Annotated in this window: 16 protein-coding genes; 14 read left to right on the top strand and 2 right to left on the bottom strand. The window is 72.7% G+C overall.

Translation table 11 applies throughout. The features are described from left to right. The first annotated feature begins 1 nt into the window (after position 1). The 7 genes from ACFPFQ_RS36255 to ACFPFQ_RS36225 are packed head-to-tail and all read left to right on the top strand — an operon-like array spanning position 2 to position 7,312. Positions 2–949, top strand: coding sequence for an ABC transporter permease (locus tag ACFPFQ_RS36255; protein ID WP_379627172.1), 948 nt, complete (start codon positions 2–4; stop codon positions 947–949). After that, on the top strand, positions 946–1,833 hold the full coding sequence (locus ACFPFQ_RS36250; protein WP_379627170.1) for an ABC transporter permease: 888 nt from the start codon (positions 946–948) through the stop codon (positions 1,831–1,833). Before ACFPFQ_RS36255 ends, ACFPFQ_RS36250 begins: the two co-directional genes overlap by 4 nt. Continuing rightward, positions 1,830–2,804: an ABC transporter ATP-binding protein gene (locus ACFPFQ_RS36245; RefSeq protein WP_379627168.1), complete on the top strand. Its 975-nt coding sequence runs from the start codon at positions 1,830–1,832 to the stop codon at positions 2,802–2,804. The genes ACFPFQ_RS36250 and ACFPFQ_RS36245 overlap by 4 nt, the downstream gene beginning before the upstream one ends. Then, positions 2,801–3,829: an ABC transporter ATP-binding protein gene (locus ACFPFQ_RS36240; RefSeq protein ID WP_379627166.1), complete on the top strand. Its 1,029-nt coding sequence runs from the start codon at positions 2,801–2,803 to the stop codon at positions 3,827–3,829. Before ACFPFQ_RS36245 ends, ACFPFQ_RS36240 begins: the two co-directional genes overlap by 4 nt. Then, complete coding sequence (locus tag ACFPFQ_RS36235) at positions 3,826–4,797, top strand: MBL fold metallo-hydrolase (protein ID WP_379627164.1); 972 nt, start codon at positions 3,826–3,828, stop codon at positions 4,795–4,797. The genes ACFPFQ_RS36240 and ACFPFQ_RS36235 overlap by 4 nt, the downstream gene beginning before the upstream one ends. Further along, on the top strand, positions 4,797–5,726 hold the full coding sequence (locus tag ACFPFQ_RS36230; RefSeq protein ID WP_379627162.1) for a fumarylacetoacetate hydrolase family protein: 930 nt from the start codon (positions 4,797–4,799) through the stop codon (positions 5,724–5,726). The genes ACFPFQ_RS36235 and ACFPFQ_RS36230 overlap by 1 nt, the downstream gene beginning before the upstream one ends. A 2-nt stretch (positions 5,727–5,728) precedes the next feature. Continuing rightward, entirely contained in the window at positions 5,729–7,312 is a 1,584-nt protein-coding gene (locus ACFPFQ_RS36225; protein WP_379627160.1) for a class I adenylate-forming enzyme family protein, read from the top strand. 10 nt (positions 7,313–7,322) lie between these two features. On the opposite strand, the gene ACFPFQ_RS36220 is transcribed toward ACFPFQ_RS36225, so the two are convergent. Continuing rightward, positions 7,323–8,261, bottom strand: a complete 939-nt coding sequence (locus ACFPFQ_RS36220) for a proline dehydrogenase family protein (RefSeq protein WP_379627158.1) — start codon at positions 8,259–8,261, stop codon at positions 7,323–7,325. Between the two features lie 83 nt (positions 8,262–8,344). Here ACFPFQ_RS36220 and ACFPFQ_RS36215 point away from each other — a divergent pair, with 83 nt between their 5' ends. The 5 genes from ACFPFQ_RS36215 (at position 8,345) to ACFPFQ_RS36195 (ending at position 16,883) form a co-directional block, all read left to right on the top strand. Then, the gene (locus tag ACFPFQ_RS36215; RefSeq protein ID WP_379627156.1) at positions 8,345–9,985 is read left to right on the top strand and encodes a PucR family transcriptional regulator; all 1,641 of its coding nucleotides are present in this window, start codon (positions 8,345–8,347) and stop codon (positions 9,983–9,985) included. Between the two features lie 9 nt (positions 9,986–9,994). After that, positions 9,995–11,620, top strand: a complete 1,626-nt coding sequence (gene pruA, locus ACFPFQ_RS36210) for an L-glutamate gamma-semialdehyde dehydrogenase (RefSeq protein WP_379627154.1) — start codon at positions 9,995–9,997, stop codon at positions 11,618–11,620. Positions 11,621–11,839: 219 nt separating this feature from the next. Further along, the gene (locus ACFPFQ_RS36205; RefSeq protein WP_379627152.1) at positions 11,840–13,843 is read left to right on the top strand and encodes a PQQ-binding-like beta-propeller repeat protein; all 2,004 of its coding nucleotides are present in this window, start codon (positions 11,840–11,842) and stop codon (positions 13,841–13,843) included. A gap of 188 nt (positions 13,844–14,031) precedes the next feature. Beyond that, positions 14,032–15,786 carry a glycosyltransferase family 2 protein gene (locus ACFPFQ_RS36200; RefSeq protein ID WP_379627150.1) on the top strand — a complete coding sequence of 585 codons (1,755 nt, stop codon included), beginning with the start codon at positions 14,032–14,034 and terminating at the stop codon, positions 15,784–15,786. Further along, positions 15,783–16,883 (top strand): glycoside hydrolase family 26 protein, encoded by a 1,101-nt coding sequence (locus ACFPFQ_RS36195; protein ID WP_379627148.1) that lies wholly within the window; start codon positions 15,783–15,785, stop codon positions 16,881–16,883. Before ACFPFQ_RS36200 ends, ACFPFQ_RS36195 begins: the two co-directional genes overlap by 4 nt. On the opposite strand, the gene ACFPFQ_RS36190 is transcribed toward ACFPFQ_RS36195, so the two are convergent. Next, positions 16,832–17,761 (bottom strand): DMT family transporter, encoded by a 930-nt coding sequence (locus ACFPFQ_RS36190; RefSeq protein ID WP_379627146.1) that lies wholly within the window; start codon positions 17,759–17,761, stop codon positions 16,832–16,834. The genes ACFPFQ_RS36195 and ACFPFQ_RS36190 overlap by 52 nt on opposite strands. A gap of 189 nt (positions 17,762–17,950) precedes the next feature. Between ACFPFQ_RS36190 and ACFPFQ_RS36185 the strand changes: the two genes are divergently transcribed. Both ACFPFQ_RS36185 and ACFPFQ_RS36180 read left to right on the top strand, forming a co-directional pair. Continuing rightward, the gene (locus ACFPFQ_RS36185) at positions 17,951–20,596 is read left to right on the top strand and encodes an MFS transporter (protein WP_379627144.1); all 2,646 of its coding nucleotides are present in this window, start codon (positions 17,951–17,953) and stop codon (positions 20,594–20,596) included. A 4-nt stretch (positions 20,597–20,600) separates the two neighbouring features. After that, the gene (locus ACFPFQ_RS36180) at positions 20,601–21,065 is read left to right on the top strand and encodes a MarR family winged helix-turn-helix transcriptional regulator (protein ID WP_379627142.1); all 465 of its coding nucleotides are present in this window, start codon (positions 20,601–20,603) and stop codon (positions 21,063–21,065) included. Positions 21,066–21,152 lie beyond the last annotated feature (87 nt).

Raw genomic sequence — 21,152 nt, 5'->3', positions numbered from 1 at the left:
CATGCTGCGCATGATCGTGGGCCGGGTGGCCACGCTGGTGCTGCTGGTCTGGGTCGTCTCGATCGCGGTGTTCGCGCTCGTGCTGCTGATCCCGGGCGACCCGACCAGCACGCTGCTCGGCGACAACGCCACGCCGGAACAGGTCGCCACGCTGCGGGCGAGCCTCGGCCTCGACGACCCGTTGATCGTCCGCTACGGCGACTGGCTCGGCGGGGCGCTGCACGGTGACCTCGGCACGTCGATGCTGTCGAGCTACCCGGTGACGCAGGCGATCACCGACCGGATCGGCATCACCGTCTCGCTGGTGGCGCTGGCGCTGCTGGTCTCCGTGGTCGTCGGCATGGTCATCGGCGTGCTCGCCGCCGTGCGGCAGGGCGGCATCCTCGACCGGATCGCGCTGCTGGGCAGCTCGGTCGGGATCGCGATGCCGAACTTCTGGCTCGGACTGGTGCTCGTGACGTTCCTGGGCGCCCAGCTGGGGCTGTTCCCGACCAGCGGCTACGTCGATCTGGGCAAGGACCCCGGCGGCTGGTTCGCGCACCTGGCGCTGCCCGTCGTGACGCTGGCGGCGGGCGGGGCCGCGGAGGTCGCGCGGCAGACCCGCGCGAGCGTCGTCGACACCCTGCAGCTCGAGTTCGTCCGCACCCTGCACGCCAAGGGCCTCAGCCCGGTCAGCGTGGTGGGCAAGCACGCGCTGCGCACCGCGATGATCCCGGTCGTCACGGTGATCGGCCTGCAGGTCAGCCGGCTGTTCGGGCTGTCGGTGCTGGTGGAGGCCGTGTTCGCGCTGCCGGGCATCGGCTCGCTGATGGTGGCGTCGGTGTTCGACCGCGACATCCCGATGGTGCAGGGCACCGTGCTGCTGGCCACGGTCGTCGTCGTCACCGTGAACCTGCTCGTCGACCTCTCCTACGGCTGGCTCAACCCGAAGGCGGCACTGACCTCATGACGGCCGTACTGGACAGGACCGCACCCGCGGCCGCACCGGAGACGGCGTGGGGCGCGTTCCGCCGCCGCTTCGCCACCCAGCGGCTCGCACTCGTCATGGCCGGGCTGCTGGCGGTGCTGGTCGTGATCGCCGTGCTCGCGCCGTGGATCACGCCGCTGGACCCCAACGCGCAGACGCTGCTCGACCGCCTCGCGCCACCGAGCGCGCGGCACTGGCTCGGCGCCGACGACCTCGGTCGCGACGTCGCGTCGCGGCTGATCGTCGCCACCCGCGTCACGATCTACGCGAGCGCGCTCGCCACGGCCGTCAGCATGGCCATCGGCCTGCCGTTCGGGCTGCTCGCCGGCTACCTGCGCGGCTGGACCGACGCGGTGCTCAGCCGCGTCGCCGACGCGTTGATGGCGATCCCGCCGCTGCTGTTCGCGATGGCGATCGTGGCCGTGCTCGGGCGCGGGGTGACCAACGCGATGATCGCGATCGGGATCGTGACGGCGCCGCGGTTCTACCGCATGGCCCGCGGCGTCGCGCTCGTGATCCGCCAGGAGACCTACATCGAGGCGGCCCGCTCGATCGGCTGCCCGACCGGGCGGATCGTGCGCACGCACGTGCTGCCCAACATGGCGTCGCCGCTGATCGTGCAGGTCTCGATCACGATGGGCTTCGCGATCCTCTTCGAGGCCGGGCTGTCGTTCCTCGGACTCGGCGTGCAGCCGCCCGACGCGTCGTGGGGCTCGATGCTGCAGCGCTCCACGCAGTTCGCCGGCGCGGCGCCGCTGCTGGTGCTGCTGCCCGGCATCGCGATCCTGCTGACGGTGCTGGCGCTCAACACCGTCGGCGACGCCGTGCGCGACTCGGTCGGCCGCGAGAACCGGAGGCTGGTGTGAACGTCCTGGACGTGCGCGACCTGGTGGTCGAGGTGGGCACCGCGGGCGGCCCACTCGTCGTCGTCGACGGCGTGAGCCTCGCGGTCGCGGCGGGCGAGACGCTCGGGCTCGTCGGCGAGTCCGGCTCCGGCAAGACGCTCACCGCGCTGGCGATCATGCGACTGCTCGGCTCGACGGCCAGGGTCGCGAGCGGGCAGGTGCTGCTGGAGGGCACCGACCTGACGACGTTGGACGCGAAGCGGATGCGCGAGGTCCGCGGCGGCCGGATCGGGATGGTGTTCCAGGAGCCGATGACCGCGCTCGACCCTGCCTACACCGTGGGCGAGCAGGTCGCGGAGACCGTGCGCCGGCACCGGGGGGTGGGCCGCAAGGAGGCCTGGTCCCGCGCCGTTGCGCTGCTGGACCGGGTCGGCATCCCGTCGCCGGAGCGCCGCGCCCGCGACTACCCGCACCACTTCTCCGGCGGCATGCGGCAGCGGGTGGTGATCGCGATGGCGCTCTCGTGCGACCCGGTGATGCTGCTGGCCGACGAGCCGACGACCGCGCTCGACGTCACGGTGCAGGAGCAGATTCTGACGTTGCTGGCCGACCTGCGTGACGAGTCGGGGCTCGCGCTGCTGTTCATCTCCCACGACCTCGGCGTGATCGCCGACATCTGCGACCGCGTCGCGGTGATGTACGCGGGCCAGGTCGTGGAGACCGCATCGGTGTACGAGCTCTTCGCCGCGCCCCGCCACCCCTACACCGACGCGCTACTGCGCTGCGTCCCCGGCGCTACCGGCACCCGGCTCGCGACGATCCCGGGCACCGTCCCGGCGTTCGACGCGCTGCCACCGGGGTGCCGGTTCGCGCCGCGGTGCACGCACGCGGCCCCGCGGTGCGCCGCGGGACCCGTCGCACTCGACGCCGTGACCACCGATCACGGGGCCCGCTGCGTGCGGCTCGACGAGCTGGCGGGAGCGGCATCGTGACCGAGCTGCTGCAGGTGCACGGCCTGGCCAAGTCGTTCCCCGCCCGGCGCAGCGGGTTCGGGCGGCCGCGCGCCTGGGTGCACGCCGTGCGCGACGTCTCGTTCACGCTCGATCGCGGCCGCACGCTCGGGGTGGTCGGCGAGTCGGGCTCGGGCAAGTCGACGGCCGCGCGGCTGCTGCTGGGCCTGGTCCGCGCCGACACCGGTGCGGTGCACCTCGACGGCACCGACGTGCTCGCCGCCCGCGGACCCGCGCTGCACGGGTTGCGCCGCAGGATGCCGATGGTGTTCCAGGACCCCTACTCCTCGCTGGACCCGACGTGGGTGGTGCGCGACATCGTCACCGAGCCGCTGCGGCTGACCGGCGAGCGCGACCGCGCCACGCTGGGCGCCAGGGCGGGCGAGCTGCTGGAGCTCGTCGGGCTCGCACCGGAGTTCGCCCGGCGCTACCCGCACGAGCTCTCCGGCGGGCAGCGGCAGCGGATCGCGCTGGCGCGGGCGCTGGCCTGCGAGCCCGATCTCGTCGTGCTCGACGAGGCCGTCGCGGCGCTGGACGTCTCGACCCGGGCCGGGATCATCGGGCTGCTGCAGGACCTGCAGGAGCGCCTCGGTGTGGCGTACCTGTTCATCTCCCACGACCTGGCGCTCGTGCGGGTGGTCAGCCACGACATCGCGGTCATGTACCTGGGCCGGATCGTGGAAACCGGCCCGACCGAGGCCGTCTACGCCGACCCGGCGCACCCGTACACGCGCGCGTTGATCGCCGCCGCCCCGGTGCCCGACCCGGTCGTGCAGCGCCGCCGCGAGCGGCCACCGGTGCGCGGGGAGGTGCCCAGCGCCCTCGCCGTGCCCAGCGGCTGCACGTTCCACACCCGCTGCCCGCTCGCCACCGAGATCTGCCGCACCACCGAACCGCCCGAGGTCGCCATCGCACCGGGCCACTCGGCCGCCTGCCACCACACCGACACCGCCGCGCCGACGCCGGAACCCGCCCTCATCAACACCGCAACGAAGGGGAAGCCGTGAGCACACTGGACTACCGCAAGGGCCTCTACGACCTGGGCAGCGGCTGCCACTCCTGGATGCTGCCCGACGGCAGCTGGGGGTGGAGCAACTCCGGCCTGATCACCGGGTCGGGCACGTCCCTCATGGTCGACACCCTCTTCGACCTCGCGCTGACCAGGGAGATGCTGGCCGGGATCGCGCCGGTCACCGACGAGTTCCCGCTGGCCACCCTGGTCAACACGCACTCGGACGGCGACCACGTCTTCGGCAACGAGCTGCTCGCCGAGCGCGACGTCGAGATCATCGCCTCGGCCGCGGCGGCCGAGCTGATGACCCAGGACGCCGTCGACGCGCTGGCGTCGATCAAGCGACGCGAGGACGTGCTGGGCGAGTTCGCACGGGCGATCTTCGGGCCGTTCGAGTTCGAGGGCATCACCGCCACCGGGCCGGACCGCACGTTCGAGGGCGAGCTGAGCCTCGACGTCGGGGGCCGCGAGGTGCAGCTGATCCAGGTCGGCCCGGCGCACACCCCCGGCGACACGCTCGTGCTCGTCCCGGACGCCCGCATCCTCTACGCGGGCGACATCCTGTTCATCGGCGGCACCCCGATCGCGTGGGCCGGCCCGATCGACCGCTGGATCAACGCCTGCGACCGGATCCTCGACATGGAGGTCGACCAGATCGTGCCGGGCCACGGCCCGATCACCGACAAGTCCGGTGTCGACGGCATGCGCGAGTACCTGGTGTTCGTCGACGCGGAGGCCCGCAAGCGCTTCGAGGACGGCGTGGGCGTGGACGACGCGATCGCCTCGATCGACCTCGGCAAGTGGGCCGAGATGCCCGAGCACGGGCGGCTCGCGCAGAACGTGCTCAACGTCTACCAGCAGCTCGACCCGAGCCTGCCGCGCCCGGACCGGCTCACGGTACTGACCCGGATCGCGGCGCTCGAGGGGTTCACCGCACCGTCCGACGAGAAGGTGGGCAACTGATGCGCTTCGTCACCTACGCCGCGGCAGCGGGCGATGACCGGGTCGGCGTCGTCGACGGGACCGACGTCCACGGCTACGAGCCCGGCGTCACCCTGCTCGATCTGCTCGACGCCGACGGCCTGCGGGAGGCGGGCGAGCGGGCCGCCGCGTCGCCGAGCGAGACCGTGCCACTGGCCGGGCTCACCCTGCGCGCACCGCTGCAGCCCCGCTCGATCCGCGACTGCACGGGCTTCCTGCAGCACCTGCGCAACTGCCAGGGCGCCGCCGACATCCCCGTCGACGAGCGCAACAACCAGTTCCCGGCCTTCTACCAGGGCAACGTCAATGCGGTGGTCGGGCCGCACGACGACGTGCCGATCTCACCGGGGTGCGAGCGCTTCGACTACGAGCTCGAGGTCTGCGCGGTGATCGGCAAGCCCGCCGCCAACGTCGCGCTCGACCGCGCGGAGGAGCACATCGCGGGCTACATGCTGTTCTGCGACTGGAGCGCGCGGGACCTGCAGATGAACGAGATGGCGCTGCGGCTGGGGCCGGCCAAGGGCAAGGACGGCACCAACACGCTCGGCCCCATGCTCGTCACACCCGACGAGATCGCGCCCTACCGCAGCCGCAACGCCTTCGACCTGGGCATGACCGGCTACGTCAACGGCGAGCTGGTCAGCGAGGGGCGCTGGGACTCGATCGACTGGGGCTTCCCCGACATGATCACCTACACGTCGCGGGGCACGCACCTGCGGCCCGGTGACGTGATCGGGTCGGGCACCGTGCCGTCGGGCTGCCTGTTCGAGCACTTCGCGATGGACCCCGACCACTTCCGCGGCTGGCTCCAGCCCGGTGACGAGGTGCGGCTGGTCGTCGAGCAGCTCGGCGAGATCCGCCACCGGGTGGTCGCCGGGGCCAAGGCCGAGCCGCTGAGCTCGGGGTACTGAGCATGACGGTCGCGACGGCGCCGGCCGAGCTCACGCTGCGCCGGCTCTTCGTCGGCGCGCTGGACCGGTTCGGCGACCGTCCGGCCGTCGTCTTCGCGGGGCGGACGTGGAGCTACGCGGAGATCGTCCGCGACGCGAACCGGCTCGCGCACGTGCTGGTCGCCGCCGGCGTCACGCCCGGCACGCCGGTGGCGATCATGATGTCCAACTGCGTCGAGTGGGTGGTGGCCGACCAGGCGATCATCCGTGCGGGCGCGGCGAAGGTGCCGGTCAACGACATGCTCTCGGCGTCGGAGATCGGCTACATCCTGCGCGACTCCGGCGCGGTCGTGGCGCTGGCCGACGCGGGCCTCGTCGATGCGGCGCTGGGCGCGGGCTCGGCTGCGCTGCGCACCGTGATCGTGGTCGGCGAGCCGGTGGCGGGCACGCGGTCGTGGGACGAGGTGCTGGCGAGTGCGCCGGACGGTGTCACCGACGGCGGCCCGCCCGAGGCCGACGTCACCGGCTCCGACGTCGGCATCATCGCCTACACCGGCGGCACCACGGGCCGGCAGAAGGGCGTGGTCCACACCCAGCGCGGGCTGGCGGTCAACATCCTCGCGCACGTCGTCGAGATGGGCCTGCTCGACGACGAGCGCCTGCTGCTCACCTCGCCGCTGCCGCACTCGGCGGGCTTCCTGACCCAGGCCGGGCTGCTCAAGGGGGCGCTGCACCTCGTCGAGCGGCGGTTCGACCCCGACCTGGTGCTCGACCGGATCGAGCGCGACCGCGCCACGTTCCTGTTCATGGTGCCGACGATGATCTACCGGGTGCTCGACGCCGCCGGGCGCCGCGACGTCGACCTGACGTCGTTGCGCACCATCCTCTACGGAGCCGCGCCGATCACCCTGGAGCGCCTCGAGCAGGGGCTGCGCCGGCTCGGGCCGGTGTTCATGCAGCTCTACGGGCAGTCCGAGGCACCCAACTTCCTCACCAGGCTCACCCGGGAGGACCACGACCTGGCCCATCCGGAGCGCCTGGGCAGCTGCGGACGGGCCGCGACGCTCGCCGAGATCGCCGTGCTCGACGACGACGGCGTGCCGGTCGAATCGGGGCGGCCGGGCGAGATCTGCGCGCGGGCCCCGTACGTCATGGAGGGCTACCTCGGCCTGCCGGACAAGACCGCCGAGACGCTGCGCGGTGGCTGGCTGCACACCGGTGACCTGGGGCGGATGGACGCCGACGGGTACGTCCACCTGCTCGACCGCAAGCACGACATGATCATCAGCGGCGGCATGAACGTGTACTCCACGGAGGTGGAGAACGTGGTGCAGACCGCGCCAGGGGTGGCTCAGGTGGCCGTGGTCGGCATCCCGCACCCGGACTGGGGCGAGGCGGTGGTGGCGTTCGTCGTCACCACGGCGGAGCCCGACACGGATCACCAGGAGGGGAGCGCGTTCGACGAGGCGGCCACCACCGCGGCCTGCCGCGCCGAGCTGGCGGCGTACAAGCGTCCGAAGGCCTACCGGAGGGTCGCCGAGCTGCCCGTCACCGCGTTCGGGAAGGTCGACAAGAAGGCGCTGCGGGCGAGCTGGCCGGGTTGGTGAACCTGGTGAATCAGCTGCGCGTCAGCAGCGACCGGGCGAAGAACGCCAGGTTGGCCGGACGCTCGGCCAGCCGGCGCATGAAGTAGCCGTACCACTCGGTGCCGTAGGGCAGGTAGACGCGCATCGCCAGCCCGTCGGCGGACAGCTCCTGTTGGGCCTGCGGGCGCACCCCGTGCAGCATCTGCAGCTCGAAGTCCTGCTGACCGCGGCCGTGCGCCCCCGCGAGGTGGCGGGCGATCGCGATGAGGCGCGGGTCGTGGCTGGCCACCATCGGCAGCCCGGCGCCCGCCATGAGCACCTTGAGGCAGCGCACGTACGAGCCGTCGACATCGGCCGCGTCCCGGAACGCGACGCTCGACGGCTCGTCGTAGGCGCCCTTGCACAGCCGGACGCGCGAGCCGGCGCCGGCGAGGTCGCGGCAGTCGGACTCGGTGCGGCGCAGCATCGCCTGCAGCACGGCCCCGACCCACGGGTGGTCAACGCGCAGGTCCCGGACGGTCTCCAGGGTGCGGTCGGTGGTGGTGTGGTCCTCCATGTCGACGGTGACGGTGGTGCCCGCCGCCGCGGCGGCTGCGCAGATCCGGCGCGCGTTCTCCAGCGCGATCTTGTCGGCGTCGACGGCGAGGCTCTGCCCCAGTGCCGAGAGCTTCACCGACACCTCGACGCGCCCGGCCAGTCCCTCGTCGGCGACGCGCGCGAGCAGCGTGACGTAGGCGTCGACCACGGCGTCGGCGTGCTCGCGGTCGGTCACGTCCTCGCCGAGGTGGTCGATGGTCACCAGCCGGTCGCGGGTGATCCCGCGCGCAGCGGCGATCACGTCGTCGGTGGTGACGCCCGCGACGAAGCGGTCCACCACGGGACGCAGCAACGGGGTGCCTTCGGCCAGGTTGCGACAGGTCTGCGACCGGGCCGCGGCGAGCAGCCCGGACCTCAACGGCGCGGTCATCATGGCCAGGAACGTTAGAGCGCCACATCCGGCGCCGGTTGGTTCAGCCGGACAACGAATGCCCCGCCGAGTCGTACGATCGTCTGATGGAGGCAACGGTGCGACGGCTGCTCGCGGCCATCGGCGAGCCGCTGGTGGACGTGCTCGTGGCGCCCGCGGGTCTGGACGTCGCGGTCACCGGGCTGGCCATCGTCGACCCCGACGACGAGCCCGACGACCATGCGGGCCGGCTGGTGCTCGTGATCGGCGCGCGGGGCCGTTCCGCGGAGCGGGCCGTGCGCGGGGTCGCGCGCGGCGGTGCCGTCGCCGTGGCCGTCAAGGCCGGCCCCGGGGCCGCCCGCGAGCTGCGGGCCGTGTGCACCGAGGCCGGCGTCGCGTTGCTGGCCGTGCGCGACGACGCCCGCTGGGACCACGTCGAGCAGCTCGCCCGCAGCGTCATCGAGGAGGCGGGTGGCAGCGGCGAGGCGGCGGGTGACGGCGACCTGTTCGCCCTCGCCCAGACCATCGGCATGATGGCAGGCGGACTCGTGATCATCGAGGACGCCGCGAGCCGCGTGCTCGCCTACTCCCGCTCCGACGACGCGGCCGCCGACGAGCTGCGCAGGCTCTCGATCCTCGGCTGGCAGGGCCCGGCCGACTACCTGCAGATGCTGCGCGAGTGGGGCGTCTTCGACCGGGTCCGCACGGGCGAGGACGTCGTGCACGTCGACGAGCACGCCGAGCTTGGCATCCGCAGGCGGCTGGCCATCGGCATCCACGCCGGGCAGCGCTGGCTGGGCACGATCTGGGTGCAGGAAGGCGCGCAGCCCTTCGCCGAGCACGCCGAGCGCGCGCTCGTCGGCGCGGCCCGGGTGGCGGCCGGGCACCTGGTCCGACGCCGGTCGCAGCGCTCGCCGGGCACCCGCTGGAGCCACGACCTCGTCGTCGGGCTGCTCGACGGGCGGGTCGACCCGGAGCTGGTGGCCGCCACGTTCGGCCTCGACGTCGAACGGTCCGCGGTGGTGGCGGGGTTCGCCGTGCGGTCGGCACCCGGCGGCGCGCACGCGTTCGGTGTCGCCGAGCTGGCCGACGTCGTGTCGGTGCACGCGGCCACCTACCGGCGCCGCGCGCTCACGGCGTCCGACGGCGCGCACGTCTACGCCGTGCTGCCCGACGTCCCGCTGGACCGCACCGAGCCGGGGCTGCGGGCGATGTGCGCCGAGGTGGTGACGCTGACGGCCCGCCGCGCCGGGGTGCGGGTGCAGGCCGGCATCGGGTCGGCCGCCGCGAGCCTGGCCGGGATCCCGGCGTCACGCGTCGAGGCCGACCGCGTGCTCGCCGCCATGGGCGAGCAGCTCGAGGTGGCCGCGCTGGGCGACCTGCGGGCCGAGATCCTGCTCGACGGCACGCTCGCCCTGCTGGCCGACGCCGCCGACCTGCGCGATCCCGCCGTGACCCGGCTATTGGCCTACGACGCCGAGCACGGCAGCGAGCTCGCGGAGTCGGTGGTGGCCTACCTCGATGCCATGGGTGACGTCCGCGCCGCCGCCGCCCGCCTGACCGTGCACCCCAACACGCTGCGCTACCGGCTGCGGCGCGCCGGCACCGTGGGCGGCCTGGATCTGGACGACCCGCGGGCGCGGCTCGTGCACCACCTGCAACTGCTGCTGGCACTTCGTTCAGTTCACCAAGCCAGCGGCAAGGTTGCTGTCCGCACGAACGAACCATCGGCGGGCGCAGCTTCCTAGGGTTCTTCCATGGACGCCACCACCAGCACGCCCGCGCCCCGCAACGAGCCGGTACTGAACTACGCGCCCGGATCGCCGGAGCGCGCGGACCTGGAAGTGGCTCTCTCCGAGTTGGGTGGTCAGCAACACGAACTGACCGTCACCATCGACGGCAGCCAGCACATGGCCGCCGGAGCGCGCTTCGACGTCGTCGCCCCGCACGACCACCAGCACGTGCTGGGCACCGGCGCCAACGCGACCCACGAGGACGCGAAGGGCGCCGTCGAGGCAGCGTTGCGGGCTGCCCCGGCATGGCGCTCGCTCCCGTTCGACGAGCGCGCCGCGGTCCTCCTGCGCGCCGCCGACCTGCTCACCGGACCGTGGCGGGCCCGGATCAACGCCGCCACCATGCTCGGCCAGTCCAAGACCAGCTACCAGGCCGAGATCGACTCCGCTTGCGAGCTGGCCGACTTCTGGCGCTTCAACGTGGCGTTCGCGAAGCAGATCCACGAGAACCAGCCCACGAGCGGCCCCGGCGTGTGGAACCGCATGGACTACCGGCCGCTCGAGGGCTTCGTCTACGCGATCACCCCGTTCAACTTCACGGCCATCGCCGGCAACCTCCCCACCGCGCCCGCGCTCATGGGCAACACGGTGATCTGGAAGCCCTCCCCCACCCAGGGCCTCGCCGCGCACCTCACGATGCGGCTGCTCGAAGAGGCCGGCATGCCGCCCGGTGTCATCAACCTGCTCACCGGCGACGGCCGCGACGTCTCCGACGTGCTGCTGGGCGATCCCGCGCTCGCCGGCATCCACTTCACCGGCTCCACCGCCACGTTCCAGCACCTCTGGGGCCGTGTCGGCGCCAACATCAGCACCTACGCGAGCTACCCGCGGATCGTCGGCGAGACCGGCGGCAAGGACTTCGTGCTGGCCCACCCCTCGGCCGACGTCGACGTCCTGCGCACGGCGCTGGTGCGGGGCGCGTTCGAGTACCAGGGTCAGAAGTGCTCCGCCGCCTCGCGCGCGTTCGTGCCGCGCTCGCTGTGGGCCAAGCTGCGCGACGACCTGGCGTCCGAGGTCGACGCGCTGGCGATGGGCGACGTCGCCGACTTCCGCAACTTCCTGGGCGCTGTCATCGACAAGCGCGCGTTCGCCAAGGTCAGCGCCGCGCAGGCGCTCGCGAAGAGCGACCCGACCATCGACGTCATCGCGGGCGGTACCTCCGACGACGCGGTCGGGTACTTCGTGCGCCCGACGATCGCGGTCGGCACCGACCCCACCCACGAGATCTTCCGCACCGAGTACTTCGGCCCGTTCCTCGCGCTGCACGTCTACGACGACGGCGACTTCGACAAGGTGCTCAAGCAGGTCGACCGCGGATCCGCCTACGGCCTCACCGGCGCCGTGATCGCCCGCGACCGGGCGGCCGTCGCGCAGGCCTCGGAGGCGCTGCGGTTCACCGCGGGCAACTTCTACGTCAACGACAAGCCCACCGGCGCGGTCGTCGGGCAGCAGCCCTTCGGTGGCGGGCGGTCGTCGGGCACCAACGACAAGGCGGGCTCGATCTACAACCTGCTCCGCTGGGTCAGCCCCCGCACCATCAAGGAGACGTTCGTGGCGCCGACGTCCTCGGGGTACCCGCACCAGGGCTGAGCCCGGGCATCCCCGCCCACCGCGCCGACCCGGCAGCCACGGCGCCGACGTCACGACATCGGCGCCGTGGCGAAAAGGTGGGCGCGGTGCGTACGCCCCACCGCTGCGTCACCACCGGCTGACCGATCGGGAACTATCCTGTCCACCGCCGACCCGATCGGGGGGGGTCACGTCACCGGTCGGCGCCCAGGTGGTTGGCGCGAGGCTGAGGCGGGGTCTGTGGCTGAGCAGTTCGGTCGGTACCGGCTCGACGCGCTGCTCGGGCAGGGCGGGATGGGCGAGGTCTACCGCGCGTTCGACGTCGCCAAGGGCCGCCACGTGGCGGTGAAGCGGCTGCGGCGCGACCTCGCCTCCGACACCGGCTACCAGCGCCTGTTCCGCAACGAGGCCGAGCGCACCGCGCGGCTGCAGGAACCGCACGTGATCCCGATCCACGACTACGGCGAGATCGACGGTCAACTGTTCCTGGAGATGCGCCTCGTCGAAGGTCTGGACCTGGGCAAGGTGCTCGCCACCAACGGCCCGATGCCGGCCGCGCTCGCGGTCGACCTCATCTCCCAGGTCGCCTCCGCCCTCGACGCCGCGCACGCCGTCGGGATGATCCACCGCGACGTCAAGCCGTCCAACATCCTCATCGCAGGCGGTGCCGGGTTCGGCCCGCCGTTCGCCTACCTCGTGGACTTCGGGATCGCCCGGTTGCTGCCCGAGGCCGGCGGCACGTCCCGCACCAGCCCCGCGTCGCTGATGGGAACGCTGGCCTACTCGGCTCCCGAACGCCTCGACGCCGCGGTGATCCAGACCGACGAGACCCAGCCCATCGGCCGTCCCACGATCGACATCTACGCGCTCGCGTGCGTGCTGTTCGAGTGCCTCACCGGCCTGCGCCCCTTCACCGGGGAGGCACTCGCCGTGATGTTCGCCCACCTCCACGCCGACCCGCCGCGGCCCTCCACGGTCCGCGAGGACGTGCCACCGGAGCTCGACGCGGTGATCGCGCGCGGCATGGCGAAGGACCCGGCCGAGCGCTACCAGCAGGCGGGTGAGCTCGGCCGCGCCGCCCGCGCCGCGCTGGGGATGGACACCGGGCCGTCCACGGGACCACGTCAGCCCTTCGTGCCGGGCGCCTTCCCCACGGGCCCGGTCGCCGACGTCCGGACGACCGGGGCCGTCGCGCGTGGGCCCGTGCTGTCGCGGCGCAACGTCCTGATCGGCGCGGGGGCGGCGGTCGTGGCGGCCGGGGTGGGAGTCGGTGTCTGGCAGCTGGCAGGCCGCGGTGGCGGCGGAGCGGTGCGCTGGTCGGCCCCGACGGGCGGGAAGGTGCTCGCCACGCCCCGGGCGGTGGGCGGCACGGTCTTCGCGGCGAGCACCGACGGCTCGGTGTACGCGTTCAACGCCGACGACGGGGCACTGCGGTGGACCTTCCCCACCAGCGGCACGCTCGGGTCCGCGCCCGACGTGCTGGGCGGCGTCGTCTACGTCGGCAGCGACGACAGCTTCCTCTACGCCGTGGACGCCGGCACCGGCAAGGAGCGCTGGCGGTTCAAGACCGGGGGCATCGTCCACACCCCGAAGGTGACCGGCGGGGTGGCCTACGTCGGTTCGTCGGACAAGCGGCTCTACGCCGTCGACGTCCTGACCGGGACCCAGCGGTGGGCCTTCCCGGGCGGCAACGACATGCACATCGCCGTCGTGAACGGCAACACGGTCTACATCGGCAGCAGCGACACGAACCTCTACGCGATCGACTCCTCCTCGGGGCGCGAGCGGTGGCGCTTCCCCACCGAGGGCGCCGTCTCGGGCACGGCGGCCGTCACGGGCGGCACCGTGCTCGTCGGCAGCACCGACGGGCGGCTCTACGCGGTCGCGGCGGCCGACGGCCGCATGCGGTGGCGCTTCGACGCGGCCACGTCGGCGGCATCGCCCGCGGTGCTGAGCAACTCCGTGTACGTCGCGAGCACGGACAACGCGCTGACCGCGCTCGACATCGCCGCCGGCACCCCGCGCTGGACGTTCGGCGCCGCCGGCGAGCTGCACACCCCCAGCGCCACCGGCTCCGCGCTCTACGTGGGCAGCTCCGACGGCACCCTCTACGCCGTGGAGGCGACGACCGGCAAGCAGCGCTGGAGCTACCAGGCGGGCGGCGCCGCCTTCAGCCCGTTCGTCACCGACGGCACGGTGTACGTCGGCGCCGACGACAACCGGCTCTACGCCGTGCAGGCCTGAGCGCCCCTGCCGTTCGCCCGATCGGAACCGGGGCGCGGGCGCGGATCGACTCGGGTAGCCGACTACGCAAGACGCCCACCACCGCCGCGGCGATGCTGCGTAACGAATCCCGACGTCGCCCGACAACCTCAACCGGGGGAGAGCGGAGTGCACGTGCGCCACAGCGATCCCGTCAGGCCGGATCGGCGATGACGACGAGCCCGTCGCGGTCGGCGGCACTGGCGGACGTGTCCGATCGCCGGTCGGCGCGCAATGCCGCGGTGTGGGCCGCCTACCTCGGATCGGCCGAGCTCACCGGCCCGGCGATGATGCCGGCGGCGCGCGAGCCCTCCGTCATCTACCGGCCACTGCTGTCGTCGCGCACCCGCGCCGCGCTCACCGCGATGGTCGTGGTCAACACGATCCTGACCGCGGCGTTCCTGTTCTGGCTGCTGCTGCCGTCGCACCTGCCCGATCCCGGCTACGTGCGGATCGAGAACTGGCGGGTACTGGCGGCAAGGGTGTGCTTCTGCCTCGTGGTCATCGTCGAGGCGATCAAGGTCTGCCAGAACGTGGCGATCTGGCTGCTGGTGTACCGCGCCATGGACCCGGTGCCGCTGGCGCCGCCGACGGGGCTGCGGGTGGCGCTGCTGACCACCATCGTGGCGTCGCGCGAGCCCATCGCGCTCGTCGAGCGCACCCTGCACGGGATGATCCGCCTCACCTACCGCGGCCGTCTCGACGTGTGGGTGCTCGACGAGGAGGACTCCCCCGAGGTCCGCGCGATGGCCAGGCGGCTGGGGGTGCGCCACTTCACCCGCCGGGGCCGCCCCGAGTACAACCAGCCGGCAGGCGAGTTCCGGGCCAAGACCAAGGCGGGCAACCACAACGCGTGGCGCGCCGAGCACGAGGCGGCCTACGACGTGGTCTGCCAGATGGATCCCGACCACGTGCCCTTCCCGTGCCTGCTGGCCAGGACGCTGGGCTACTTCCGGGACCCGGACACCGCGTTCGTCGTCGGGCCGCAGGTGTACGGCAACGTCTACGACACGTTCGTCTCGCGCGGAGCGTCGGTGCAGCAGTACGTGTTCAGCGGTGTGATCGAGCGCGCCGGCAACGGGTTCGGGGCCCCGCTGCTGATCGGCACCAACCACCTCTACCGCCCTGCGGCCTGGCGGCAGATCGGCGGCTACCAGGACTCCATCACCGAGGACCACCTCACGGGCATGCGGATACTGGGCACCGTCAACCCCGCGACGGGCCGCCCGTGGCGGGGCGTCTACACGCCGGACGTGCTCGCGATCGGTGAGGGCCCGACGACCTGGACCGACTACTTCAACCAGCAGCGCCGCTGGGCCTACGGCATCTGGCAGATCAAGGTCACCTCGAGGCTGCGGCGCGGGATCGCGCTGGCCGCCCCGCAGCGGCTGCTGTTCGGGATGGTGCAGTTCTACTACCCCAGCGTCGCGCTGCACCTCGTGCTGGGCAGCCTCGCCACCACCGCGTACCTCCTGATCGGCGGCAAGTCCGCCCGCGTCGACGGCACGCAGTGGGTCGCGCTCTGGGGGCTGAGCATGGCGAGCTGGCTGGTGCTGTGGTTGTGGCTGCGCCGGTTCAACCTGGCCCCGCACGAGCGGCGCGACCTGGGGCTGCACGGCATCGTCCTGACGCTGGTGGCCGGTCCCGTCTACGTGGCGGCCGCGATCGCCGCCACGCTGCGTCGGCCCCTGACCTACACCGTGACGGCCAAGGGCGGGCTGCGCAGCACCGACTCGGCCCGCACCTTCCGGCTGCACTGGCTGTGGGCCGCGGCCGCGGTCGTGGTGATCGCCGCGAGCGTGGTGCTCGGCAACTCGCCCCCCGCGCTGCAGGTCTGGACGGGGCTGGCGCTGGTCACCGGACTCGGCCCGCCGATCGCCGCCGCCGTGACGCGCGCGCGGTCGCAGCGCCACCGCCCGCGGTGAAGCCGACCGTCCCCCGGGCGCTCGCCGCCGTCTTCCTGCTCCTGCTGGGCCTCTACGTGTTCCGGTGGGGACCGGAACTGGGTGCCGCCGACGCGCCCGAGAGCACCTGGACCTACGTTCCCCCCGCGCCCGTACCGTCCGGGCAGCGGGCGGCCGCCGCGCTGCCCACGTTCCCCCCGGCGGGCCGGACGTTCCTCGGCGTCCAGACACGGGCAGGCGTCGACGACTTCACCGACGAGCGGACGTTCGCCGCGGCGACCGGCGTCCGCCCGTCGGTCTACCAGTTCTCGCTGGGCTGGGCGGTGGACGACTTCGATCCGCGCACCTTCGCGAAGGCGGCGGCGCGGGGCATGTTGCCGCTGATGTCGTGGGAGCCGTGGGACTTCCGCGACGAGTCGCGCCTCGACCGCGAGCGCAGCAACCAGCCCGACTACCGGCTCGCGCGGATCATCGACGGATCGTTCGACGCCTACATCACCTCGTGGGCGCAGGGCATCGCCACGCTGCGCTACCCGGTGGCCGTGCGGCTCGGACACGAGATGAACGGCTACTGGTATCCCTGGTCGGAGCAGTCCAACGGGAACCGGCCCGGCGAGTACGTGCAGATGTGGCGCCACGTCCACGACATCTTCACCGCCGCGGGCGCCTCGAACGTCATCTGGGTGTGGTCCCCCAACGTCACCTACGACACGGCGACGCCGCTACCCGGGCTCTACCCCGGCGACAGCTACGTCGACTGGATCGGGCTCTCCGGCTACTTCGGCGTCGACGGGCAGTTGGCCTACCGCTCGTTCAACGTGATCTTCGGGCCCACGTTGGCCGAGGTCGCCAAGCTCAGCAGCCGACCGGTGGTCATCACCGAGGTCGGCGCGACCGACGCCACCGGCCGCCGGGCCGAGTGGATCACCGGGATGTTCCGGTCCATCCCCCGCTACCCGCAGATCATCGGCCTCATCTGGTACGAGGCCGTCCGCGAGGTCGACTGGCGCATCGGCGGGTCGCCCACCTCCGCCGGAGCGTTCCGGGAGGGTGCGGCCGACCCGCGCTACGACGCGCCGTGGTCGCCCGCCACCCGGCCGCTGACATCGGCCGGCTGAGCCCGCCGTCCGAAGCCGACCATCAGTCCGAGCGCCACCACCGCCGAGCCCGCCCAGACCGCAGGCGCCGGGACGGGACCGCCGAGCAGCACGCCACCGACCGCCGCCGACACCGGGACGACGCCGGTGAACAGCCCGGCCCGACCGGCCCCGAGCCTGCCGACCGCGCTGTACCAGAGCACGAACGCCACCGCTGTCACGACGAGCGCCAGGTAGCCGGCCGCGGCGAGGTCGGCGCCGGTGAGCGTGGCGACGGCACCGGGCCCCTCGACCGTCACCCCGAGCACGACGAGCACGACCGCCGCGATCCAGGTGGCGTGCATCGACACCGCCCATGGCCCGAGCCTGCCCAGCACCGGCACCGCCAGCAGCGTGAACCCGACCTCGGTCACGAGCACCAGTGCCGCGTAGCCCAGCCCAGCGAGATCCGTGTGACCGCCGCCCTCCACGAGCACCGCGCCCGCCGTCACGATGACCGCGCCGATCACGACGAGCGGCGCGGGCCTGCGGCGCGCCGCGAGCGGGCCTGCCACCGCCAGCACCAGCGGGACCGAGGCGACGGCGACCCCGATCACCGCGGGCTCGGCGTGCTCCACCCCGCGCACGACACCGACGTTGAACAGCACGAGCCCGGAGCCGGCCACGGCAGCGAGCCAGCACCACTCGACACCCCGCGGGCGCGGCAACGCGCGCCCGGTGAGCCGGGCCATGACGACGAGCACCACCGCGGCGAGCGCGTAGCGGACGGCCTGGGTGGTGAAGAACGGGGCGTCGACGATCGTCTGCGACACGGCCATCGAGCTGCCGACGCACAGCATCCCGGCCGTGGCGAGCAGCGCACCGGCGCGGACCGGGGTCAGTGACAGGATTGGGGGCACCCCTGCACTCTGCGCCGCATATGGTCCGGGACTACAGAGCCAAACCCTGCACTGACTACTGGTCCATAGTGGGGTGTGGCAGAGAACTCCACCCCCGGTGGTGGCCCCGGTCACCCAAAAGTGCTTAGCTTTAGACAACTAATATTGCGTTCTGTAGGGGGTGGTGCCGTCGTGGTCTCAGACGGACGGGTGACAGCAGGCGATATCGACAAGGAACCCGGGTCCCACTACAAGTGGATAGCCCTGTCCAACACGACGCTCGGCCTGCTGATGGCCACGATCAACTCCTCGATCGTGCTGATCGCGCTGCCGGACATCTTCCGCGGCATCGACATCGACCCGCTGGCGCCCGGCAACACCAGCTACCTGCTGTGGATGATCATGGGCTTCCTGGTCGTCACGGCGGTGCTGGTGGTCGGCTTCGGCCGCCTCGGCGACATGTACGGCCGGGTCAAGATGTACAACCTCGGCTTCGCGATCTTCACCGTCGCGTCGGTGCTGCTCGCGGTGACGTGGCAGACCGGCGACGCGGCCGCGCTGTGGCTCATCGGCTGGCGCGTTGTCCAGGGCGTCGGCGGCGCGTTCATCATGGCCAACTCGAGCGCCATCCTCACCGACGCGTTCCCGGTGCACCAGCGCGGCACGGCCATGGGCATCAACGGCGTCGCGGCCATCGCGGGCTCGTTCCTCGGCCTGGTGCTCGGCGGGCTGCTCGGGCCGGCCAACTGGCACCTGGTGTTCCTCGTCTCGGTGCCGGTCGGCATCTTCGGCACGATCTGGGCCTACCTCAAGCTGCGCGACAACGGCCAGCGCGTGCGGGCCCGCATGGACTGGTGGGGCAACATCACCTTCGCGGTCGGCCTCATCGCGCTGCTGGTCGGCATCACCTACGGCATCCAGCCCTACGGCGACAGCGTCATGGGCTGGGGAAGCCCGCTCGTGCTGTCCTGCATCATCGGCGGCGTCATCGTGCTGATCGGCTTCGGCGTGATCGAGGCGAAGGTGGCCAACCCGCTCTTCGCGCTCTCGCTGTTCAAGATCCGCGCGTTCACCCTGGGCAACACGGCCAACCTGCTCGCCTCACTCGGCCGCGGCGGGCTGCAGTTCATCCTGATCATCTGGCTGCAGGGGATCTGGCTGCCCCAGCACGGCTACAGCTTCGAGGACACGCCGCTCTGGGCAGGCATCTACATGCTGCCGCTGACGGTCGGGTTCCTCGTGTCGGCGCCACTGTCGGGCCTGCTGTCGGACCGCTACGGCGCCCGCTGGTTCGCCACCGGCGGCATGCTGCTCTCGGCCGTGAGCTTCCTGCTGCTCGAGCTGCTCCCGATCGACTTCGGCTACGTGCCGTTCGCGCTGATCCTGCTGCTCAACGGCGTCGGCATGGGCCTGTTCTCCTCGCCGAACCGGGCCGACGTGATGAACAGCCTGCCGGCCAACGCGCGCGGCGCGGGCGCCGGCATGACAGCGACGTTCCAGAACTCCGCGATGGTGCTCTCGATCGGCTTCTTCTTCAGCCTCATGATCGCGGGCCTCTCGCAGCACCTGCCGGCCGTCATGGAGGCCGGGCTCGTCCAGAACGGCGTGCCCGCGGCGAACGCGTCGCAGATCGCCGGGCTGCCGCCGGTCGCGGTGCTCTTCGCGTCCTTCCTGGGCTTCAACCCGATCCAGCAGCTGCTCGGGCCGGTGCTCAGCTCGATCCCGGCCGACCAGGCGTCCTTCCTGACCGGGCGCAGCTTCTTCCCGCAGCTGATCTCCGGCCCGTTCGCCGACGGCCTCGCCGCCGCGTTCTGGTTCGCGATCGCCGCGTGCGTCGTCGCGGCCGTCGCGTCCTGGTTCACCGGACGCCGCACGGTCGCGACCGTGGAGGGGCCGCTGGCCGCTGTCGAGCTCACCCGCGAGACGGTCGGCGGTGAGCTCGCCGCCGTCGCCGCCGGTGGTGGCAACGGTCCGTCGGAGCTGGTCACGAACGACTTCGACACCAAGAGCGTCGGCACTGCTCGCGGTCCGGCAGGCCCTGCCGCGGGCGAGCTGCTCGGGGCGATGCGCACCGCGTCGGGATCGGGTGTGGTGGACGGCGTCGTCACCGTCACCGACCAGTCCGGCAGGCAGGTCGGGCGCGTGAGCGCCGAATCCAGCGGCCGCTACGCGCTGCGGGGCCTGGCGCCGGGCACCTACACCGTGGTCGCGAGCTCGCCGGGCCTGCGCCCGGACGTCGCCGCGATCACGCTCAACGGGTCCGGCGCGGAGCACGACTTCGCGCTCGACGGCCACGGCACCGTCTCCGGCACGGTCCGCTCGGGAACGGCCCGCGTCCCGCTCGTGGACGCGGTCGTCATGGCCACCGATGCGGCGGGCCGCGTCGTCGGCACCACGCGCACGGCGCACGAGGGCACCTACGAGCTGCGCGGGCTGCCGCTGGGACCGGTCACGATCACGGCGAGCCTCCCGGGGCACCTGCCGACCGCGACGGCGCTGACGATCGCCCCCGACACCGTGGAGGCGCTCGACCTGACCCTCGACGCGTCGATCGGCGGGCTGGAGGGCGTCGTCAGCGCACCGGACGGCACCGCGTTCGCCGGGGCCACCGTCACCGCATCGGACATCCACGGCGACGTCGTCGCGATGGCCACCACCGATGCCGCAGGCGCCTACACGCTGACCGGCCTCGTTCCCGGCCGGTACACCGTCGTCGCCACCAGCCACGCGCCGGCCGCGGTGCAGGTGGAGCTCCCACCGGGCGCACCGGCCCGGATCGACCTGCGACTGGGTGCACCGGCGGCCGATCGCCCGGCACACGCGCTCCGGTCGGATCCCCTTCCCTCGGAGCGCTGAGGACATGAGCACCACGACGGACGCAACGGCGGGTCCGACGGTTGCCGAGCTCGCGGGGCGGCTGCGCATCGCCGCGGGCCGGCTGTCGCGGGAGGCGGGTGTCCAGAGCAAGCTCGACGGCATGACGCCGACGCGGCTCGCGGCGCTGGCCGTCCTGGAGTCGGACGGGGCGCTGCGGGTCGGGGAGCTGGCCGAGCGGGTGGGCATCAGCGCGCCCACCACGTCGCGGCTGATCGAGTGCCTCGACGAGCGCGGCTTCATCGAGCGCACCGCCGACCCGCGCGACCACCGCGCGGTCCGCGTCAACCTCAGCGCCGAGGGTGCCGCGGGCCTGCACGCCGTGCGCGAGCTCGGCACCGGCCTGATCGCCGAGCGCATCGACGGCCTGGACCCGGGCGCGCGGGCGGTTCTGGCCGCCGCACTCCCGGTACTGGAGGCGATCGCGAACGGGCAACGCTGCACCCCCTGATCTCGCGATCCCAACCCGCTGATTTCGCGATCCCGGCACGGTGATTCGCGATCCCAACTCGCGGTGCGTTCCACCCCAACTCGCCGG

It is taken from the genome of Pseudonocardia sp. GCM10023141 (assembly GCF_042653605.1).
Note: the sequence above shows the minus strand (reverse complement) of the source record. Positions and strands in the feature narration are given on the sequence as shown.